We start from the raw sequence: 15,980 nt of genomic DNA on the forward strand, positions 1-15,980 counted from the left end.
CAAGCGCCGTGCCAGGCTCGAAAAATAAACACAAGATACTGATTTAAAAGGACTTTATAAGATCAGCATGAACGCTATAGAAGTGCGGCGGCGAGGTTTTGCCGGCCCAGGAACGGCAAAGCGGCAAGCCAGGCTTGCCGCTTTGCCCCCCTCCGATCATCAACGCAGGTTGATGATCGTCTGGGTGATGGCGCTTTCGGTCTCGATGGTCTTGGCGTTGGCCTGGTAGTTGCGCTGAGCCACGATCAGGTTCACCAATTGATCCGACAACTCGACGTTGGAATCCTCCAGTGCACCTGCCTGCAGAGCACCCAGAGTACTGCTGCGCGGCGTGCCAATCACCGGCTCGCCGGATTCGAACGACTGCGCCCAGGCCGTCTTGCCCACTGGCGTCAGCCCCTGAACGTTGGCGAAGTTCGCCAGCAGCACCTGCCCTTGCACCTTGGACTGGCCGTTGGTGTAACGAGCGAAGATCACCCCGGTGTCGTCGATCTCGATACCCGCCAGCTGACCTGTGGTGTAACCATCCTGGCTGACAGCGTTGACCCCGAAGGAGGCCGCGTACTGGGTCGAGCCGCGCATATCGAAGGTGAAGGCCTCACTGTCAGCGCCGTTGGGCACCATGGTTCCAGGGTTGACCGGGTCTTTCTCAGCCGGCACCCAATCGGTATCAGCCAACGCAAAGATGCCATTGGGCGTGCCTACCGGAATGGCGGGCGCATCCAGCGCCGGGTTGGCCGGCGTGCTGGCCAGCGGGGTGAATGCCGGCGTCGCCAGTTGTCCGGCGGCATCGAAGTTCACCGCATAGCTGAATGGTTGAGTACTGGATGGGTCGCGCGGATTGACTCCATCGATCAGCACATGCATCACCCAGCCGTTGTTGGCCGGCGCTTCGTTCTTGACGAAGTATTGGCTCATCACGTGAGCATTGCCCTGCGAATCGTAGATATTGGTCGAAGTGGACCAGTTGAAGGACTTCGAATCGCTCGGGTCGAAGGTCGGTGCCGCCATGGTTCCCGCGTTGGCAGGCCGCACAGCATTGGAGTTCAGGTTGAGGCGCTGGGTAACACTGGTGGTCGCCTTGGGCTCCTGCTGACCGGCGCTGATACGCAGATCTGCCTGTACCGGCAGGATATTGCCGCTGTCATCGGCCGTATAGCCCTGCAAGCGATAACCGAAGTTGTTGACGATATAGCCATCACGATCGGTGCCAAAGTAACCGGCGCGGGTATAGCCAATCTCACCGTTGTTGCTGGTCACGAAGAAACCGTTGCCATTGATGGCCAGATCCAGCGCGTTGTTCGTGTAGTTGACGTTGCCCTGGTTGAACAACTGCGACACGTCTGCCAGCAGTACACCACTGCCCTGCGCATTCTTGCCGGTACCCAGAACGGAAGCGGCATAAACGTCGGCGAACTCGGCGCGCGACTGCTTGAAACCCGCAGTACCGGCGTTGGCGATGTTGTTGCCGGTGACGTTGAGGTCGCTGGTCGCGGCACGCAGGCCACTGAGACCAATATTGAACGACATGGAAGACTCCTTTGCCGGAACTGCCGGCGGCAATAGTTATTGGCCGATGACCTGCACTTGAGAAAGCGGAACGCTGCCCAGGCCGGCGAGGTTGAGCATCAGCTCGCTACCGCCCAGGGTGACGCTGTCGACGTTAGCCGGGAGCAAGGTGTACAGCCCCTTGGTTTCGCTGCCGTAGGTGGCTTGCGCCTCGAACTTGTAGGTGCCCGGCGGCGCCACGTTGCCGTCGGAATCCTTGCCATCCCAGATGAAACTGACGTTGCCGGCAGCCTGCTCGCCCAGGTTGACGCGGGTGACCAGCGAGCCGGAATTGTCATAGACGTTGACGTACACGTTGCTGCTGCTGACCGGCAGAACAGTGCTGGCCTTGAAGCTTTCACTGGTATCGACCACGGCCTTCTCGCTCGGCACGATCACCTTACGACCGACCAGAGAAGACGCCTGCAACGCCTGCGAAGACTGGAAGCTGGACAGCATCGAACCCATGCTGGTGTTGAGCTTCTCGATCCCTTCGACCTGGCTGAATTGCGCCAACTGGGCGATGAACTCACCGTTGCCCTGCGGCTCCAGCGGGTTCTGGTTGTTGAGCTGCGCGACCAGCAAGTTGAGGAACTCGTTCTTGCCGAGGTCATTGCTCTTCGGTGCGTCCGGTTTGTGCTGATACTGATCCAGTACCGAGCCAGTGCCGCTTACTGTGCTCATCCCTAGTCTCCTCGTCTTGGCTTACTGACCCAGGGTCAGCACGCGCTGCAGCATCTGTTTGGCGGTATTCATCATTTCAACGTTGGTCTGGAAGGCGCGACTGGCGGAAATCATGTCGGCCATTTCCTCGACCACGTTGACGTTCGGGTAGTAGACGTAGCCATCGGCGTTAGCCATCGGATGATCCGGCTCGTAGCGCGGCATCAGGCTGCTCTGATCCTCGATCACGCCGAGCACCTGGACACCACGACCAGCCTCATCCTGCTCGGCGAACAGCGAACCACGGTCGCCACCTTGTGCCTGCTGAAATACGGTGGCGAACACCGGGTGGCGAGCGCGGTAAGTTTGGTCCAGGCTCGAGGACACGGTTTCTGCGTTGGCGATGTTGCTGGAAATGGTGTTCAGGCGAGTGCTCTGCGCGCTCATGCCGGTTCCGGCGATGTTGAAGACACTGGCAAGGGACATGGTCGCGCTCCTTATTCGCCACGCAGGGCTGCAGTCAGCCCTTTGAATTTGCTATTGAGAAAGGTGAAGCTGGCCTGGAACTGCACCGAGTTTTCGGCGTAGTTCGATTGCTCGATCTGCAGGTCGACACTGTTCTGGTCCAGCGACGCGTGGAACGGCGTGCGGTACGGCAGCTCAGCTTCGCCGCTGCTGATGCCCTCGGCCGGAATGTGGCGGCTATCGGTGCGATTCAGGGAAACGCCACCACGCTGCATGCGATTGCTCTGCTCAGCCAGGACACTGGCGAAGTCCAGGTCACGAGCCTTGTAGTTCGGCGTGTCGGCGTTGGCGATGTTGTTGGCCAGCACCTCGGCGCGCTGGGCGCGGAAACCGAGGGCCTGTTCGTGGATGCCGAGTGCTCTGCCGAAGTTGATGCTCATGTTCCGAACCTTTGCCGCTTGGGCCATGTGGTCTCTGTTGCAAGATATTCAGCAAAGGCTGTGCCAACTCATTTAAACCAATAAAATCAATAGCTTAATTGATACCGAATAGACGAATAGCGGCAAAGCGGCAAGGCTTTACCGCCTATTGGCAAGCAGGCGGCAAAGCCAACCTGACAGATTGCCGCCCACCGAACCCTAGGGTGCGCCATGCGCACCGGCTCTTCAGCCCCGCCAGGTCGCTGGTGCGCACAGCACACCCTACCCAACCGGTCACGCGCAGCCGAACCATCATCTCCAGCTCTGGAAACGCAAACGGGAGGCCAAAGGCCTCCCGTTGCTGATACCAAACATGCCTTGCGGTTATTTGGCCTTGTAGATGATCCCCGGACTGCACTGCACCATCTGGTACTTCTCTGGCAGGCCATTTAGCGCCTCGGAGGCGCCGAGGAACAGATAACCACCCGGCTTCAGCGTGGCATGGATACGCGTCAGGATGTCCTTCTTCACTTCTGCCGAGAAGTAGATCAGTACGTTGCGGCAAAAAACTATGTCGAACTTGCCCAACGCCGCGTAGCTATCCAGCAAATTCAGCGGGCGGAACTCGACACGACTCTTGATCGGCGCCTTGACCTGCCAGCGCCCCGGCCCTTTGGGGTCGAAGTAGCGCTGCAGACGCTCCTGCGAAAGGCCACGGCCCATGGCCAGGCTGTCGTACTCGCCGGATTTGCAATTGGTCAGCATCGACGGCGAAAGGTCGGTGGCAACGATCTGCACACCTGCCTTGAGCTGACCGAGGTTGGTGCGCTCGAACTCGTCGATGGACATCGACAGCGAGTAAGGCTCCTGGCCGGACGAACAAGCTGCCGACCAGATACGCAGGCGCTGGGCCGGGTAAGCCTTGATCAACTCCGGCAGCACGCGATTCTTGAGCACCTCGAAGGGATAAGTGTCACGAAACCACAGGGTCTCGTTGGTGGTCATGGCATCGACGACCTGCTCACGCAGGCCTCCGCGCGGCTGGCTTTGCATGCGCTGCACCAGTTCGCCCAGGGTTTTGATGCCGTTCTGTTCCATCAGCTTGTTCAGACGGCTGGAGACCAGGTACTGCTTGTTGCTACCAAGCAAAATACCGCAGGCCTTTTCCAGGAAAGTCCGGAACTGCTCAAAATCCAAATTACCTGAAGACACTAGTGCCGCCTCTGCAACCATAACGTTCGCCGAAGGTCGCCCCTCAGCCCCCATCCGATACACGAATGCGATCGACCACACGCGCCGCCAGATCATCTGGCTTGAACTTGGCGAGGAAGTCGTCAGCACCGACCTTCTTCACCATCGCCTGGTTGAACACACCGGAGAGCGAAGTATGCAGGAGGATATGCAGCTTCTGCATGCGTGGATCACTACGAATCTCCGTAGTCAGCGTATATCCGTCCATTTCGGGCATCTCGATGTCGGAAATCAGCATCAGCAATTCCTTGTCGGGATTCTGCCCCTCGTCCGCCATTTTCTTGAGGTAATTGAGCGCCTGACGGCCATCGTTCAGCGCGGTCACCTCAACGCCAACGGTCTGCAAGCAGCGAGAAACCTGTTTACGCGCCACCGAGGAGTCATCGACGATCAACACATGTTTGGTCACCGCCTGACTCTGCACCTGATCATCGATGACGCCAACAGAGATCACTTCCGAGGTCGGCGCAACCTCGGCAAGAATCTTCTCGACATCAATAATCTCGACCAACTGCTGGTCAAGCCGCGTAACCGCTGTCAGGTAGTGATCGCGCCCCGTGCCCTTGGGTGGTGGATGGATCTCCTCCCAGTTCATGTTGACGATACGTTCGACCGAGCGCACCAGAAAACCCTGAACCTTGGTGTTGTACTCGGTGATGATCACGAAGCTGGTCTTCAGATCTTCCAGTGCAGCGCGGCCGGTCGCGATGGAAAGATCGAGAATCGGAATGGTGCCCCCGCGAATGTTGGCTACACCCCGTACCACCGGACTGGATTTGGGCATGATGGTGAGTTTCGGGCATTGCAGCACCTCTTTCACCTTGAATACGTTGATACCGTAAAGCTGTGGGCCTTCCAGGCGAAACAGCAACAACTCCAAGCGGTTCTGCCCTACCAGCTGCGTGCGCTGGTTAACCGAATCCATCAACCCGGCCATGCCCGGACTCCTTCTCGTCTAGTAACGCCTACCCCAATGAGCCTAGCAGGCGGCACGGGGCTTGCTTTGCATTGCTTATGAAGCAGAGAACGTCATCATTCCGTCAGCTACTGGCAAAGTGCCTTGTGCCCTTGCCCGTTTTACTCGCTTTGCCGATCCTCGGCTACAGCGCTACAGCGGCGGCGACCTTCACCAGCACTGAAGAACTTATCGGCGCCACTGAGGCCTTTCTTGAGCAGGCGACCACTGAATATCTACAGCGTAGCGAAATTCAGGGTCGCCATGAGATTCGCGTCAATCGCCTCGACCCGCGGTTGCGCCTGCCACTGTGTGATCAGCCGCTGACCACCACGCTGGAGAGCCCAGCTCAGCCGCTGGGCCGTGTCACTACGCGCGTGCGCTGTGACGGCAGCGCTCCGTGGACAGTATTCGTGCCCGCTGAAGTGCGCTTGTATCGCCCCATTGTCGTACTGACTCGCCCCCTCAAGCGCATGAGCGTAGTCAAAGCTACGGATCTGAGCCTGGTTGAACGCGATGTCGGTCAATTGGGTCAGAACTTTCTCACCGACCTGAATCAGGCGATCGGCAAGAAATTGACGCGCCAGCTCGGCAGTGACCAGATTCTTATGTCTATCCACCTGCAAGTAGCCGAGGTCATTCGTCGAGGAGATCAGGTGGTGATCAGCGCTCGTGGCTCCACGGTCAACGTACGCATGCCCGGCGAAGCCCTGACCGACGGGGCCCCGGGCGAGCAGATCAACGTGCGTAACCTACGCTCGCAGCGAGTGGTTCGCGCTCGTGTAGTCGGGCCAGGGCAGGTAGAAGTATCAATGTAGGCATGTTTCTTGTAGCGCAAAGGTCTGGCGATTCCCTACACTGTTTAACGACGCGATGAAATTAATCCTAAAGTTTTCCTGGCAGCAGCCGAGAAGCATGGCAAGCGTCCACCATATCGTCTGAGGTTCTGCATCATGGTCATCGACTTCAACCGGCTGAACAATGCCAATACGCCCGCCAATGCGGGGCGTACCGGCGCGACTCAGGCTGGCAATCGCAATGAGTCGGCACAGCCGAACAAAGCGCCTGTCACCGGTACTGATGAACAGACCAACACCAAGAGCGGTGAATCGGTGCAACTGAGCCGTGAGGCACAGCAGTTGCAAACAATCGGCGAGAAGCTGCGTGATCAGCCAATCGTCAACAAGGAGCGTGTGGCCCAGCTGAAACAGGCCATCGCTGATGGCAGCTATCAGGTCGACAGCAAACGCGTCGCCCAGAAACTGCTCGACTTCGAATCCCAGCGCTAGTCTCAGGGCTGCGCTGGGGGTGTTGGACGCCCGACCCCCAAGAGCCCGCCATGAACGACACAGCCTTGCTTGACCTCTTCACCCACGATATCGGCACCGCCGAGCAATTGCTTGAGCTGATCGATAGCGAATTCCAGGCCCTCACCGAACGCGACCTGCCGCGCCTCGACAGCCTGCTCAGTGAAAAACAACCTCTGCTTGCCCTGCTTCAACAGCACGGCAACGAGCGCAGCCGTCTGCTGCAAAACGCCGGTCTGAGTGCAGATCGCGAAGGGCTCACCGCGCTGGCGAGCAAGTCCTCCGTAGGTGATCAGCTGCTGGGGCGCAGTGAAGAACTGTCCACTCTCCTGCAGCGCTGCCAGGAGGCCAATCTGCGCAATGGGCGTTTGATTCGCGCCAACCAGGCCTCGGTCGGCAGCGTCCTTGGTATTCTGCGCGGCGCAGAGACACCCGGCCTCTATGACAGCCGTGGTAGTGCCGCTAGAATCGCGCAGCAAAGACCGCTCAGCCAGGCCTGAGCCATCCCCCAACAAAAAGCACAGGGACATGCAGGCACTCTGCCAGTATGCTAGTGCCGTTATAGCTCATGAACCGGAGAGTTCCGTCCTGTGTCCAGCGCGTTCAACGACGAGAGCGGTCCTCAGCCGCCCAAGGTGCTCAAGACATCCGTCGAGATCATTGCCACCCTGCGTCAACTGCAACAGTACCATGACCCCCTGATCATTCAGTTCAAGGGGCGCGGCCTGCGCTTCCAAAGCTACCTGGTTGAAATCGATAAAGACCGTGCTCGCGTGGCACTGGACGAAATCATCCCCAACGATGGTGAGCGTTTTCTCAAGCAGGGTGAAACCTTTAACATAGAAGCGTTTCGCGACGGAGTACGAGTCGCCTGGACCTGTGATCATGACGTGCAGCTCGGCGAGCTCGAGGGAGCACCCTGCTACTGGGCGCCGCTCCCTACTGAGGTGATCTATCACCAGCGCCGCAGCGCCTTTCGCGCACAACTAAAGCAAAGCGATCTGGTCAAGGTTGTACTCAATGGCGACAAGCTGCGCGAGCCGCTGCCAGGCCATCTGCTGGACATCTCGGCCACCGGCTGCAAACTGCGTTTCGCCGGCAATCTCAGCCAGCAACTGAGCAATGGCCAGGTGCACGAGCGACTCACCGCTTACCTGCCCGTTGGCAACATGACCTGCGCTGTGGAGTTACGTCACGTGCAATACGAGGACAAGGTCGACATGACCTTCGTCGGCACTCGTTTTCATCGCATGACCGGTCTGGAGCAACGCCAGGTCGAGCGCTTCGTCTATCAACTGCAACGCGAGGCCCGCCGCACCGAGAGCGACGGGGCCTTCTGACGCCCTACAGCCGCTGCTGCTCCGCCTGCGTTTTCTGCTGTTCCTCTTCAGCCGCCGCTGCCGCAGCTGCGGCAGGCTCCTGCATCTGCTCCTGCACTGTCTGCTCATCGACCCTCGGGTCGAGCGCAGCGACCAGCGGTGAACTGGTGACGTTACCCGGCATGGCCATATGGTGCAGCGGCGCGTCATCGACCTGATGCAAGTGAGTCACCACTTCAGGACGAATGCGCCAGACCAGAATCAACGCGCAAACGCTGACGAACACATAGAGCATGTTGGCGCCGTAGAAACGCATCAGCACGCCAGCCAGCAGCGGGCCAATACACGCCCCCACGCCGAAGGTGACCAGCAGCATGGCCGTCAAGGACACGCGGCGCTCGGGCTCGACGTGGTCATTGGCCAGGGCCACTGCCAGTGGGTAAAGACTGAACTGCATCAGGCTGACCAGAAAGCCAACGCCGAACAGCAAGCCGAGGAAGACCTCCGGCATTGCCGCCAGCGGCAAGGCAGCCAGCAGCAGCAAGACCGAACAGCCACGAATCAGGCGCACACGATCATGCCGATCGGATAGCCAGCCCAGCGGCCATTGCACCAGCAAGCCGGCAAGAATGCAGCTACCCATGAACAGACCCACCTGCTCGGTCGACAAGCCCATCCGCGTGGCGTATAGCGGCGCCAGACCGTAGAACGAGCCGATCAGCAAACCGGCCACCGAGATAGTGGTCAGTGACAGCGGCACACGCTTGAGAAAGAAACGCAGCTCCAACGGCGCCGGATGCAACGGTGCCGGGTGCAGGCGCCGGGTCAACGCCACCGGCACCAGGCACAGCGCGAAGCAAAGAGCGACCAGCATCAACAGCTCCAACCCCAGCGTCGGATGCAGGACCAGAGCCAGCTGGCCAAGGATCAGCCCCAGATAGGAAGCCGCCATGTAGCCACTGAACACCAGGCCACGCTGTTTGACTTCCGCCTGCTCGTTGAGCCAGCTCTCGATGACCATGTACTGGCACATCATGCCCAGACCCACCAGCATGCGCAGGAATAACCAGAACGGCAGCCACTCCACCAGACCGTGGCCAAGCACCGCTGCGGTAACCACCCCGGCGCAGGCCACGTAGGCACGGATGTGCCCGACCCGACCGATCAACCGATGCCCCAGCTTGCCACCCAGCACCAGGCCGAAATAGTTGGCCGCCATCAACGCACCGACCCACAGACCATCCACGGTATCGGCCAGACGCAGTGCCAGATAAGTACTCAGCAAACCTGAGCCGAGCAGCATCAGCAGAGTGGCAAAGTACAGTGAGCGGAATGACTTCCAGATCAATCGCATTGGCGGGTAAAGCTCCTTGTTCGGTAACCGGGATTGGCGTCAGGCCTGTGCGGCGAGAACGCGGCGCTCCCAGGGCGTAATTTCATCGTAGAAGCTGGTCAGCTCCAGGGCCTTGCTGGCGATGTAACCTTCGATGAATTCAGCACCGAACAGTTCTACGGCCAGCTCGCTGCGTTTCAGACGCTCGATAGCGGCGTGCATGGTACAGGGTAGCGCCAATTCTTCTGGCACCTCGAACTCGCCTTGGATCGGCGCGCTCGGTTGCAGTTCACGCTCAAGACCATGCAGACCAGCGGCCAGGCTGGCGGCCAAAGCCAGATAAGGGTTGGCATCAGCCCCTGGCAGGCGATTTTCCACTCGCCGTGCAACCGGAGCACTGGCCGGGATACGCAGCCCAGCAGCGCGGTTGTCGGCAGACCAACACGCATTGTTCGGCGATGCATAGGGATGGCACAGGCGCTGGTAGGAATTCACGTGCGGCGCGAAAAGCAGGGTGAAATCGGCCATCGCCGCCTGCTGACCGCCGATGAAGTGGTAGAAGGCTGGCGTGGCCTCGCCATTGTCGGCAGTGAAGATATTGCGGCCGCTACCCTGCTCCACCACGCTCTGATGAATGTGCATGGAACTGCCCGGTGTGTGCGCCAGCGGCTTGGCCATGCAGACCACGGACAGACCATGCTTGAAGCCGACCTCCTTGAGCAGATGCTTGAACAGGAAGGTCTGATCGGCCAACTGCAACGCGTCGCCATGCAACAGGTTGATCTCGAACTGACTGACACCCATCTCGTGCATGAAGGTGTCGCGCGGCAGCCCCAGCGCCTCCATACAGCGATAGACCTCGGCAAAGAACGGCCGCAGGCCATTGCCGGAACTGACACTGAACGCCGAGCCGCCGTCCTCGCGACGACCATCCAAGCCCACCGGCGGCTCGAATGGCTGCTGCGGATCAGGGTTGGCGGCAAACACGAAGAACTCCAGTTCGGTCGCCACCACCGGCTGCCAGCCATGCTCGGCGTAACGCGCCAATACCCCTTTGAGCAGGCCACGAGTGGACAGGCCAGAGCTGCGCCCGTCCAGTTCGTCCGCGTCGCAGATGGCCAGCGCGCGCGGCGACTCGCTCCAGGGCAGACGGTGGATCTGGCGAGGTTCGGCATTGAGCGCCAGATCACCATCGTCACCGCCGTAGAAGCGTGCCGGCGGATAACCACCCATGATGCATTGCAACAGTACGCCGCGAGCGAGCTGCAAACGTCGCCCCTCGAGAAAACCGGCCGCGGTCATCACCTTGCCACGGGGGACGCCATTGAGGTCGGGGGTTACGCAATCGATCTCGTCGATACCCTGCAGCAGGGTTTCCAGGTCGCAGCGGCTGGCAGTGCTCATTGTCTGTTGTCCTTGAATGACGCAAATACCGCTCTATGGCGGCGCAGCGTACAAAATACGCATCAGTCGTTCGATATTTCAAGCAGGCGAAGCTTACCGAGATGCGACACCGGCTTGCACCCTGTCGTCCAGTTGCCTGGCGCCTGGACCGAAGCCCGGCGAGGCTGTGCTAGAGTCGCGCGCTATTTTTTCGGCCCACCTCCCGAGGCGGTGCTGGAAGCCCTCTCGATCCAGGCTCAGCGCCACCTGCGCCGTGCTCAGCAACCAGAGAACCACGCGATGTCCCAAGCCATCCACCCTGCCTTGCAGCTCCTCAACCGCACCAGCCTGGTGACGCAGATCATCATCGGCCTGCTCGCAGGTATCGCCCTTGCCATCATCGCCCCGCAGACCGCCCTGTCGGTTGGCTTCATCGGCAACGTGTTCGTCTCGGCGCTGAAAGCGGTGGCTCCGGTGCTGGTGCTCATCCTGGTGATGTCGTCCATCGCCAACCATCAGCAAGGCCAGCAGACCCATATCCGCCCGATCCTGATGATGTACCTGATCGGTACCTTCAGCGCCGCACTGGTCGCGGTGGTGGCCAGTTTCGCCTTCCCCTCCTCGCTGGTGCTGAGCAGCCAGGCCGCAGAATTGACACCGCCCGGCGGCATTGGCGAGGTGCTCAAGACCCTGCTGATGAACGCGGTCGACAACCCCGTCAATGCTCTGTTGAAGGGTAACTTCATCGGCATTCTGGCCTGGGCCATCGGCCTCGGTTTTGCCTTCCGCCATGCCAGTACCAGCAGCAAACAACTGCTCGGCGACCTGTCCAATGCTGTCACCGCCATCGTCAAGCTGGTGATCCGCCTGGCGCCGCTGGGCATCTTCGGCCTGGTCGCAGCGACCCTGGCCGAATCCGGCTTCGACGCCCTGCTGGGCTACCTGCATCTGCTGGTGGTGCTGGTCGGCTGCATGCTGCTGGTGGCCCTGGTCATGAACCCGGTGCTGGTGTACTGGAAGATCCGTCGCAATCCCTACCCGCTGGTGCTGACCTGCCTGCGTGGCAGTGCGATCACCGCTTTCTTCACCCGCAGTTCGGCCGCCAACATCCCGGTCAACCTGCAACTGTGCGAGGACCTGAACCTGCACGAAGAAACCTACTCCGTCTCCATTCCACTCGGCGCCACCATCAACATGGCCGGTGCGGCCATCACCATCACCGTCCTGACCCTGGCGGCCGTGCACACTCTGGAGATCCCCGTCGACCTGCCCACTGCCCTGCTGCTCAGCGTACTCGCCTCGATCAGTGCCTGCGGCGCCTCGGGCGTGGCTGGCGGCTCGCTGCTGCTGATCCCGCTGGCCTGCAGCCTGTTCGGTATACCTAATGAGGTGGCCATGCAGATCGTCGCCATCGGTTTCATCATCGGCATCGTTCAGGACTCGGCAGAAACCGCGCTGAACTCTTCTACCGACGTGCTGTTCACGGCGGCTGCCTGCATGGCGAAAGAAGAACACCAGGGCTGAAACAAAAGAAGGCTTGTGCGATGCGCAAGCCTTCTTTCTATCACACGGAGCAAGAGCTCAAACTTGTCGCATGCAGCTCACTGCTGCGCTGCCAGAGCGAACCCCTGAACGGACTGGGCGGCCTGGTAGAGAATCTGCCCGACGAGGTCGATCTCGGCCTCGCTGATGATCAGCGGCGGCAGGAACCTGACGGTCGCCCCGTGGCGCCCGCCCAGCTCGACGATCAACCCGCGCTCTAGACAAGCACGCTGCAGTTTGCGCGCCCGTTCACCATCAGCCACGGGACGACCAGCACCGTCATTGCGGGACGGGTCGACGATCTCCATGCCCAGCATCAGGCCACGGCCTCGTACATCCCCCACCCAATCGAACTCGGCTTGCAGCCCCTGCAAGACGCCTTGCAACCGCGCACCGACGCCGCGGACGTGCTCGGTGATGCCTTCGCGCTGAATGAAGCGCAAGGTGGCATCACCAGCGGCCATGGCCAACTGGTTACCACGGAAGGTGCCAGCATGGGCGCCCGGCTGCCATTGATCGAGCTCGCCACGATAGACCACCACTGAGAGCGGCAAACCGCCGCCGATGGCTTTCGACAGCGTGATGACATCGGGACTGATCGAACTGCGCTCGAAGGCGAAAAGATCACCGGTACGGCCGATGCCGCACTGAATCTCGTCGAGAATCAGCGGAATGCCATGCTCACGGGTGATAGCCCGCAGCCCCTGCAGCCAGCGATCAGGCGCGGGAATCACGCCGCCCTCGCCTTGCACCGTTTCCAGGATCATCGCGGCTGGCTGAGTCACGCCACTTTCCGGGTCGCTGAGCAGGTGGCGAATGTAATGCAGGTTGGCATCGATCGATTGCTCGCCGGACAACCCGAACGGGCAGCGGTATTCATGTGGATACGGCAGGAACTGCACACCAGACAGCAGCCCACCCAACGCACTCTTCGGTCCAAGATTGCCGCTGATCGAGAGCGTGCCAAGGGTCATGCCATGGTAAGCACCATGGAACGCCAGCACGCTCTGCCGCCCGGTTGCCGTACGCGACAGCTTGAGCGCCGCCTCCACCGCATCCGCCCCGGTCGGGCCGCAAAACTGGATACGCGCGTCCTTGGCGAACTCACTCGGCAGCAGATCGAACAGGGTCTGTACGAAGGCATCCTTGATCGAGGTGCTCAGATCAAGGGTGTGCAATGGGATGCCCGATGCCAGGGTTCGCTGGATCGCCTCGACCACCACCGGATGATTGTGCCCGAGCGCCAGCGTACCGGCCCCCGCCAGGCAATCGATGTAGACCTGCCCGCGCGAATCCTCGACGTAAACACCTTGTGCCCGCTTCAACTCCAGCGGTATGCGCCGCGGATAGCTGCGCGCATTCGACTCGCGCTGTGTTTGCCGTTGCAGCAATGGCGTGCTGTCCAGGCAGTAGCATTGACGGAGCCCGCTGTGCCGGCTCTGTAGATCGACGATGGTGGTGGAAATCGGGGTGATCGCATTCATGACTGCATCCTCGTGTCGCGCCAGTGGCGCGTGATCTGACAGACACCACGGGAGCCAAGCGATGCGATGGCATCACCATCCTGGCAACACTCCGACGCCGTCGATCGGCCCGCAGCAATGCCCCTGCATATTCGTGGTGAACGGCATTTTATAAATGATAATTACTATCATTATATTAATCAAACATGACACGCGAGATGCGTCACAGATACAGAAAGCGCCCGGTTTCTACTGGCGCCACCGCAACCCCGTTATCAACGCGGCAGGAAACAATGGACTTAGAGCGGCAGCGATGATCGCTGTAGTCAGTTGGCGAATTGTCGCAGTGGCTCACTCAGCAACAGGCGTTGCAGCAGGGCGAACAATTCGGGTTCCTGCTCGAACAGATAGAAATGACCGCCGGGAAACAGCCATGTCCGGCACTCGGCCTGACTTTCCTGAGCCCATCCATCGAGCAGTGACAGAGGCACACTGGCATCCGCCTCTCCAGCCAGCACATGGATCGCGCACGGCAACGCCGGCGCAGCGCTGTAGCGATAATCTTCGCAAAGCGCGAAATCACCCCGGATGATCGGGAGGAAAAGTTCGATCCACTCAGGGTTGTCCAGCACCTCCCTAGGCATCCCGTTCATGCCACGGATGACCTCGAGAAACTGCGCAGACGGCAGATCCGCGACCCGCTCGCGCCAGCCATGGGCGACTGGCGCAGTGCGTGCCGAAACCAGCAACAGGGCCGGCGACAATTCCTGCCGAGCCAGCCGGCGCGCCGTCTCGAAAGCCAGTAGCGCGCCCATGCTGTGGCCAAAGAAAGCGAAGGGAATGCCATCGGTACTGGCCTGGACGATTGCCACGGTCAGGGCTTCGGCCAACTCGGCCAATGAAGTCGCCCGAGGCTCGCCGAAACGCGCCCCGCGCCCCGGCAATTTGATCAGAGCCAGCTCGATATCGCTCGGTAACCCAACACGCCAATGCTGAAAAACCGTGTGCCCAGCCCCAGCATAAGGAAAACAGTAAAGCCGCAACGCAGGCCGATGGGCGCCACCAGTCAACAGAGAAAACCAGTAGCTGGATGGCTGATGCATCAAACGCGCCCTTGCCCCTGCATGGCTTGACGCAAGCTAAGCGGGCGCATGTCGGTCCACACCGTTTCGATGTAGGCCAGGCATTCTTCCTTGCTGCCCTGCTTGCCGGCTTCGAGCCAGCCTTGCGGTATTTCCTTGTACTCAGGCCAGATGGAGTATTGCTCTTCAGCGTTGACCACAACCAGGAAGCGTGTTTCAGGACTGTCCAGACTCATGTTTCACTCCGTTTTTAACTGACGATGCAAATGCTCGCGGCCATTTATCGATCGCCATGCAAGCGAATGCAGAATAATACAGTTAATAACAATTATCATTAACCAATTTTGAGGTTTCTCTCACCCCGGCACCACTGTCCGGTTCGCTTGCAGGATGAGGTGTGTTTATACTGCCGGCACCTCAAGTGATAACGAGTCTCACCAGCAAATATCAAGCATGGCTCAGATAACCCCTTCCCCTCTCGCCCCACCTCCAACGCTGCCTGGCAGCGGCAACGAGCGTCTCTGATGATCGACAGTCTTGCCCCGCTGTTCAGCGGCCAGCTGGCTGCCTATGGGAAAAACCTGCAGTTGGCCGATGATCAACAGCAGGCAGTTGCCGGCTCGCAACTGTTTCAGCCGGACTATTTCGCCGAGTTCATTGGTGACCTGGCAGCCCGCCGTGGCACAGGCGATCTGCTGGCGCTGACCTCCATCTGGTCGAAATGGTATTTCTGCTTCCTGGCCCCCACCGTGGCGGCCAGCTTGCTCTTGCAGCGCGAACTGCCTATCGCCCTGAGCGATGTCGGCATCGCCCTGTCGGCAGAAGGCAAACCGCTCGGCCTACGCCTGTCCCATGAAGGCAAAGCTCTACCCCCCTGCTCGCCCTTCGAGCGCTTCAGAACCCTGGTAGAAGGGCATCTTGAACCGGTGATCGAGGTAATGGCCAGCGTCTCGAAAGCCTCGCCACGCCTGTTCTGGAGCAACGCCGGCAACCTCTTCGAATTCGCCACCACACAAACCGAACGGCATCCACTGGCAACGGCCGGTTGCTCCACCCCGGCCAGAGCCGTGCTGGAAAGCCGGCTGCGCCCCGATGGCCGGCGCAATCCGCTATTCGCCCCGGTGTACTACAAAGACGTCGGCGCCAGCGAACCGCAGCGGCTAAGGCGCATCTGCTGCATTCGCTACCGCCTGCCAGGCGTCGACTATTGCAGCAGTTGCCCGCTCGATCGCGACAAGAGGCCCGAGTAA

17 protein-coding genes are annotated in these 15,980 nt (G+C 60.1%); 6 read left to right on the top strand and 11 right to left on the bottom strand.

Going from position 1 to position 15,980, the window contains the following annotated elements:
• Window positions 1-159: 159 nt before the first annotated feature.
• The 6 genes from flgE to RTH74_RS21710 all read right to left on the bottom strand — a co-directional run bounded on the left by flgE (window position 160) and on the right by RTH74_RS21710 (window position 5,283).
• Window positions 160-1,530 carry a flagellar hook protein FlgE gene (gene flgE, locus RTH74_RS21685; RefSeq protein WP_316916016.1) on the bottom strand — a complete coding sequence of 457 codons (1,371 nt, stop codon included), beginning with the start codon at window positions 1,528-1,530 and terminating at the stop codon, window positions 160-162.
• Between the two features lie 36 nt (window positions 1,531-1,566).
• Entirely contained in the window at window positions 1,567-2,232 is a 666-nt protein-coding gene (flgD, locus tag RTH74_RS21690; RefSeq protein ID WP_099523162.1) for a flagellar hook assembly protein FlgD, read from the bottom strand.
• A gap of 21 nt (window positions 2,233-2,253) precedes the next feature.
• On the bottom strand, window positions 2,254-2,697 hold the full coding sequence (gene flgC, locus RTH74_RS21695; RefSeq protein ID WP_013714948.1) for a flagellar basal body rod protein FlgC: 444 nt from the start codon (window positions 2,695-2,697) through the stop codon (window positions 2,254-2,256).
• Window positions 2,698-2,708: 11 nt separating this feature from the next.
• Window positions 2,709-3,116, bottom strand: a complete 408-nt coding sequence (flgB, locus tag RTH74_RS21700; protein ID WP_037002939.1) for a flagellar basal body rod protein FlgB — start codon at window positions 3,114-3,116, stop codon at window positions 2,709-2,711.
• Between the two features lie 363 nt (window positions 3,117-3,479).
• The gene (gene cheR, locus RTH74_RS21705; protein WP_099523164.1) at window positions 3,480-4,307 is read right to left on the bottom strand and encodes a protein-glutamate O-methyltransferase CheR; all 828 of its coding nucleotides are present in this window, start codon (window positions 4,305-4,307) and stop codon (window positions 3,480-3,482) included.
• Window positions 4,308-4,350: 43 nt separating this feature from the next.
• Window positions 4,351-5,283: a chemotaxis protein CheV gene (locus RTH74_RS21710; RefSeq protein ID WP_316916017.1), complete on the bottom strand. Its 933-nt coding sequence runs from the start codon at window positions 5,281-5,283 to the stop codon at window positions 4,351-4,353.
• A 77-nt stretch (window positions 5,284-5,360) separates the two neighbouring features.
• Here RTH74_RS21710 and flgA point away from each other — a divergent pair, with 77 nt between their 5' ends.
• The 4 genes from flgA (at window position 5,361) to RTH74_RS21730 (ending at window position 7,948) form a co-directional block, all read left to right on the top strand.
• Complete coding sequence (gene flgA / locus RTH74_RS21715; RefSeq protein ID WP_316916018.1) at window positions 5,361-6,119, top strand: flagellar basal body P-ring formation chaperone FlgA; 759 nt, start codon at window positions 5,361-5,363, stop codon at window positions 6,117-6,119.
• A 135-nt stretch (window positions 6,120-6,254) separates the two neighbouring features.
• On the top strand, window positions 6,255-6,590 hold the full coding sequence (gene flgM / locus RTH74_RS21720) for a flagellar biosynthesis anti-sigma factor FlgM (RefSeq protein WP_003460690.1): 336 nt from the start codon (window positions 6,255-6,257) through the stop codon (window positions 6,588-6,590).
• Window positions 6,591-6,640: 50 nt separating this feature from the next.
• On the top strand, window positions 6,641-7,108 hold the full coding sequence (locus tag RTH74_RS21725; protein ID WP_316916019.1) for a flagellar export chaperone FlgN: 468 nt from the start codon (window positions 6,641-6,643) through the stop codon (window positions 7,106-7,108).
• A 90-nt stretch (window positions 7,109-7,198) separates the two neighbouring features.
• On the top strand, window positions 7,199-7,948 hold the full coding sequence (locus RTH74_RS21730; protein WP_316916020.1) for a flagellar regulator YcgR PilZN domain-containing protein: 750 nt from the start codon (window positions 7,199-7,201) through the stop codon (window positions 7,946-7,948).
• Window positions 7,949-7,952: 4 nt separating this feature from the next.
• On the opposite strand, the gene RTH74_RS21735 is transcribed toward RTH74_RS21730, so the two are convergent.
• Entirely contained in the window at window positions 7,953-9,281 is a 1,329-nt protein-coding gene (locus tag RTH74_RS21735; RefSeq protein ID WP_316916021.1) for an MFS transporter, read from the bottom strand.
• Window positions 9,282-9,320: 39 nt separating this feature from the next.
• Entirely contained in the window at window positions 9,321-10,562 is a 1,242-nt protein-coding gene (locus RTH74_RS21740; protein WP_316916070.1) for a glutamine synthetase family protein, read from the bottom strand.
• A gap of 381 nt (window positions 10,563-10,943) precedes the next feature.
• Here RTH74_RS21740 and sstT point away from each other — a divergent pair, with 381 nt between their 5' ends.
• Entirely contained in the window at window positions 10,944-12,167 is a 1,224-nt protein-coding gene (sstT, locus tag RTH74_RS21745) for a serine/threonine transporter SstT (RefSeq protein WP_316916022.1), read from the top strand.
• A 77-nt stretch (window positions 12,168-12,244) separates the two neighbouring features.
• On the opposite strand, the gene RTH74_RS21750 is transcribed toward sstT, so the two are convergent.
• From RTH74_RS21750 to RTH74_RS21760, 3 genes are all read right to left on the bottom strand, one after another.
• Window positions 12,245-13,669, bottom strand: coding sequence for a diaminobutyrate--2-oxoglutarate transaminase (locus RTH74_RS21750; protein ID WP_316916023.1), 1,425 nt, complete (start codon window positions 13,667-13,669; stop codon window positions 12,245-12,247).
• A gap of 305 nt (window positions 13,670-13,974) precedes the next feature.
• Entirely contained in the window at window positions 13,975-14,751 is a 777-nt protein-coding gene (locus tag RTH74_RS21755) for an alpha/beta fold hydrolase (protein ID WP_316916024.1), read from the bottom strand.
• Complete coding sequence (locus RTH74_RS21760; protein ID WP_179544549.1) at window positions 14,751-14,966, bottom strand: MbtH family protein; 216 nt, start codon at window positions 14,964-14,966, stop codon at window positions 14,751-14,753. The genes RTH74_RS21755 and RTH74_RS21760 overlap by 1 nt, the downstream gene beginning before the upstream one ends.
• Before the next feature lie 288 nt (window positions 14,967-15,254).
• On the opposite strand from RTH74_RS21760, the gene fhuF reads away from it, so the two are divergent.
• The gene (gene fhuF, locus RTH74_RS21765) at window positions 15,255-15,980 is read left to right on the top strand and encodes a siderophore-iron reductase FhuF (protein ID WP_316916025.1); all 726 of its coding nucleotides are present in this window, start codon (window positions 15,255-15,257) and stop codon (window positions 15,978-15,980) included.

The sequence above is a fragment of the Pseudomonas sp. zfem001 genome (genome assembly GCF_032621725.1).
Taxonomy (GTDB): Bacteria; Pseudomonadota; Gammaproteobacteria; order Pseudomonadales; family Pseudomonadaceae; genus Aquipseudomonas; species Aquipseudomonas sediminis.

Coding starts and splice junctions, on each gene's coding strand:
- sstT (WP_316916022.1), top strand. CDS start 10,944: ATGTCCCAAGCCATCCACCCTGCCTTGCAGCTCCTCAACCGCACCAGC.
- fhuF (WP_316916025.1), top strand. CDS start 15,255: ATGATCGACAGTCTTGCCCCGCTGTTCAGCGGCCAGCTGGCTGCCTAT.
- flgC (WP_013714948.1), bottom strand. CDS start 2,697: ATGTCCCTTGCCAGTGTCTTCAACATCGCCGGAACCGGCATGAGCGCG.
- flgM (WP_003460690.1), top strand. CDS start 6,255: ATGGTCATCGACTTCAACCGGCTGAACAATGCCAATACGCCCGCCAAT.
- RTH74_RS21760 (WP_179544549.1), bottom strand. CDS start 14,966: ATGAGTCTGGACAGTCCTGAAACACGCTTCCTGGTTGTGGTCAACGCT.
- flgB (WP_037002939.1), bottom strand. CDS start 3,116: ATGAGCATCAACTTCGGCAGAGCACTCGGCATCCACGAACAGGCCCTC.
- RTH74_RS21735 (WP_316916021.1), bottom strand. CDS start 9,281: ATGCGATTGATCTGGAAGTCATTCCGCTCACTGTACTTTGCCACTCTG.
- flgD (WP_099523162.1), bottom strand. CDS start 2,232: ATGAGCACAGTAAGCGGCACTGGCTCGGTACTGGATCAGTATCAGCAC.
- RTH74_RS21710 (WP_316916017.1), bottom strand. CDS start 5,283: ATGGCCGGGTTGATGGATTCGGTTAACCAGCGCACGCAGCTGGTAGGG.
- RTH74_RS21750 (WP_316916023.1), bottom strand. CDS start 13,669: ATGAATGCGATCACCCCGATTTCCACCACCATCGTCGATCTACAGAGC.
- RTH74_RS21725 (WP_316916019.1), top strand. CDS start 6,641: ATGAACGACACAGCCTTGCTTGACCTCTTCACCCACGATATCGGCACC.
- RTH74_RS21740 (WP_316916070.1), bottom strand. CDS start 10,562: ATGACCGCGGCCGGTTTTCTCGAGGGGCGACGTTTGCAGCTCGCTCGC.
- flgA (WP_316916018.1), top strand. CDS start 5,361: ATGAAGCAGAGAACGTCATCATTCCGTCAGCTACTGGCAAAGTGCCTT.
- RTH74_RS21755 (WP_316916024.1), bottom strand. CDS start 14,751: ATGCATCAGCCATCCAGCTACTGGTTTTCTCTGTTGACTGGTGGCGCC.
- flgE (WP_316916016.1), bottom strand. CDS start 1,530: ATGTCGTTCAATATTGGTCTCAGTGGCCTGCGTGCCGCGACCAGCGAC.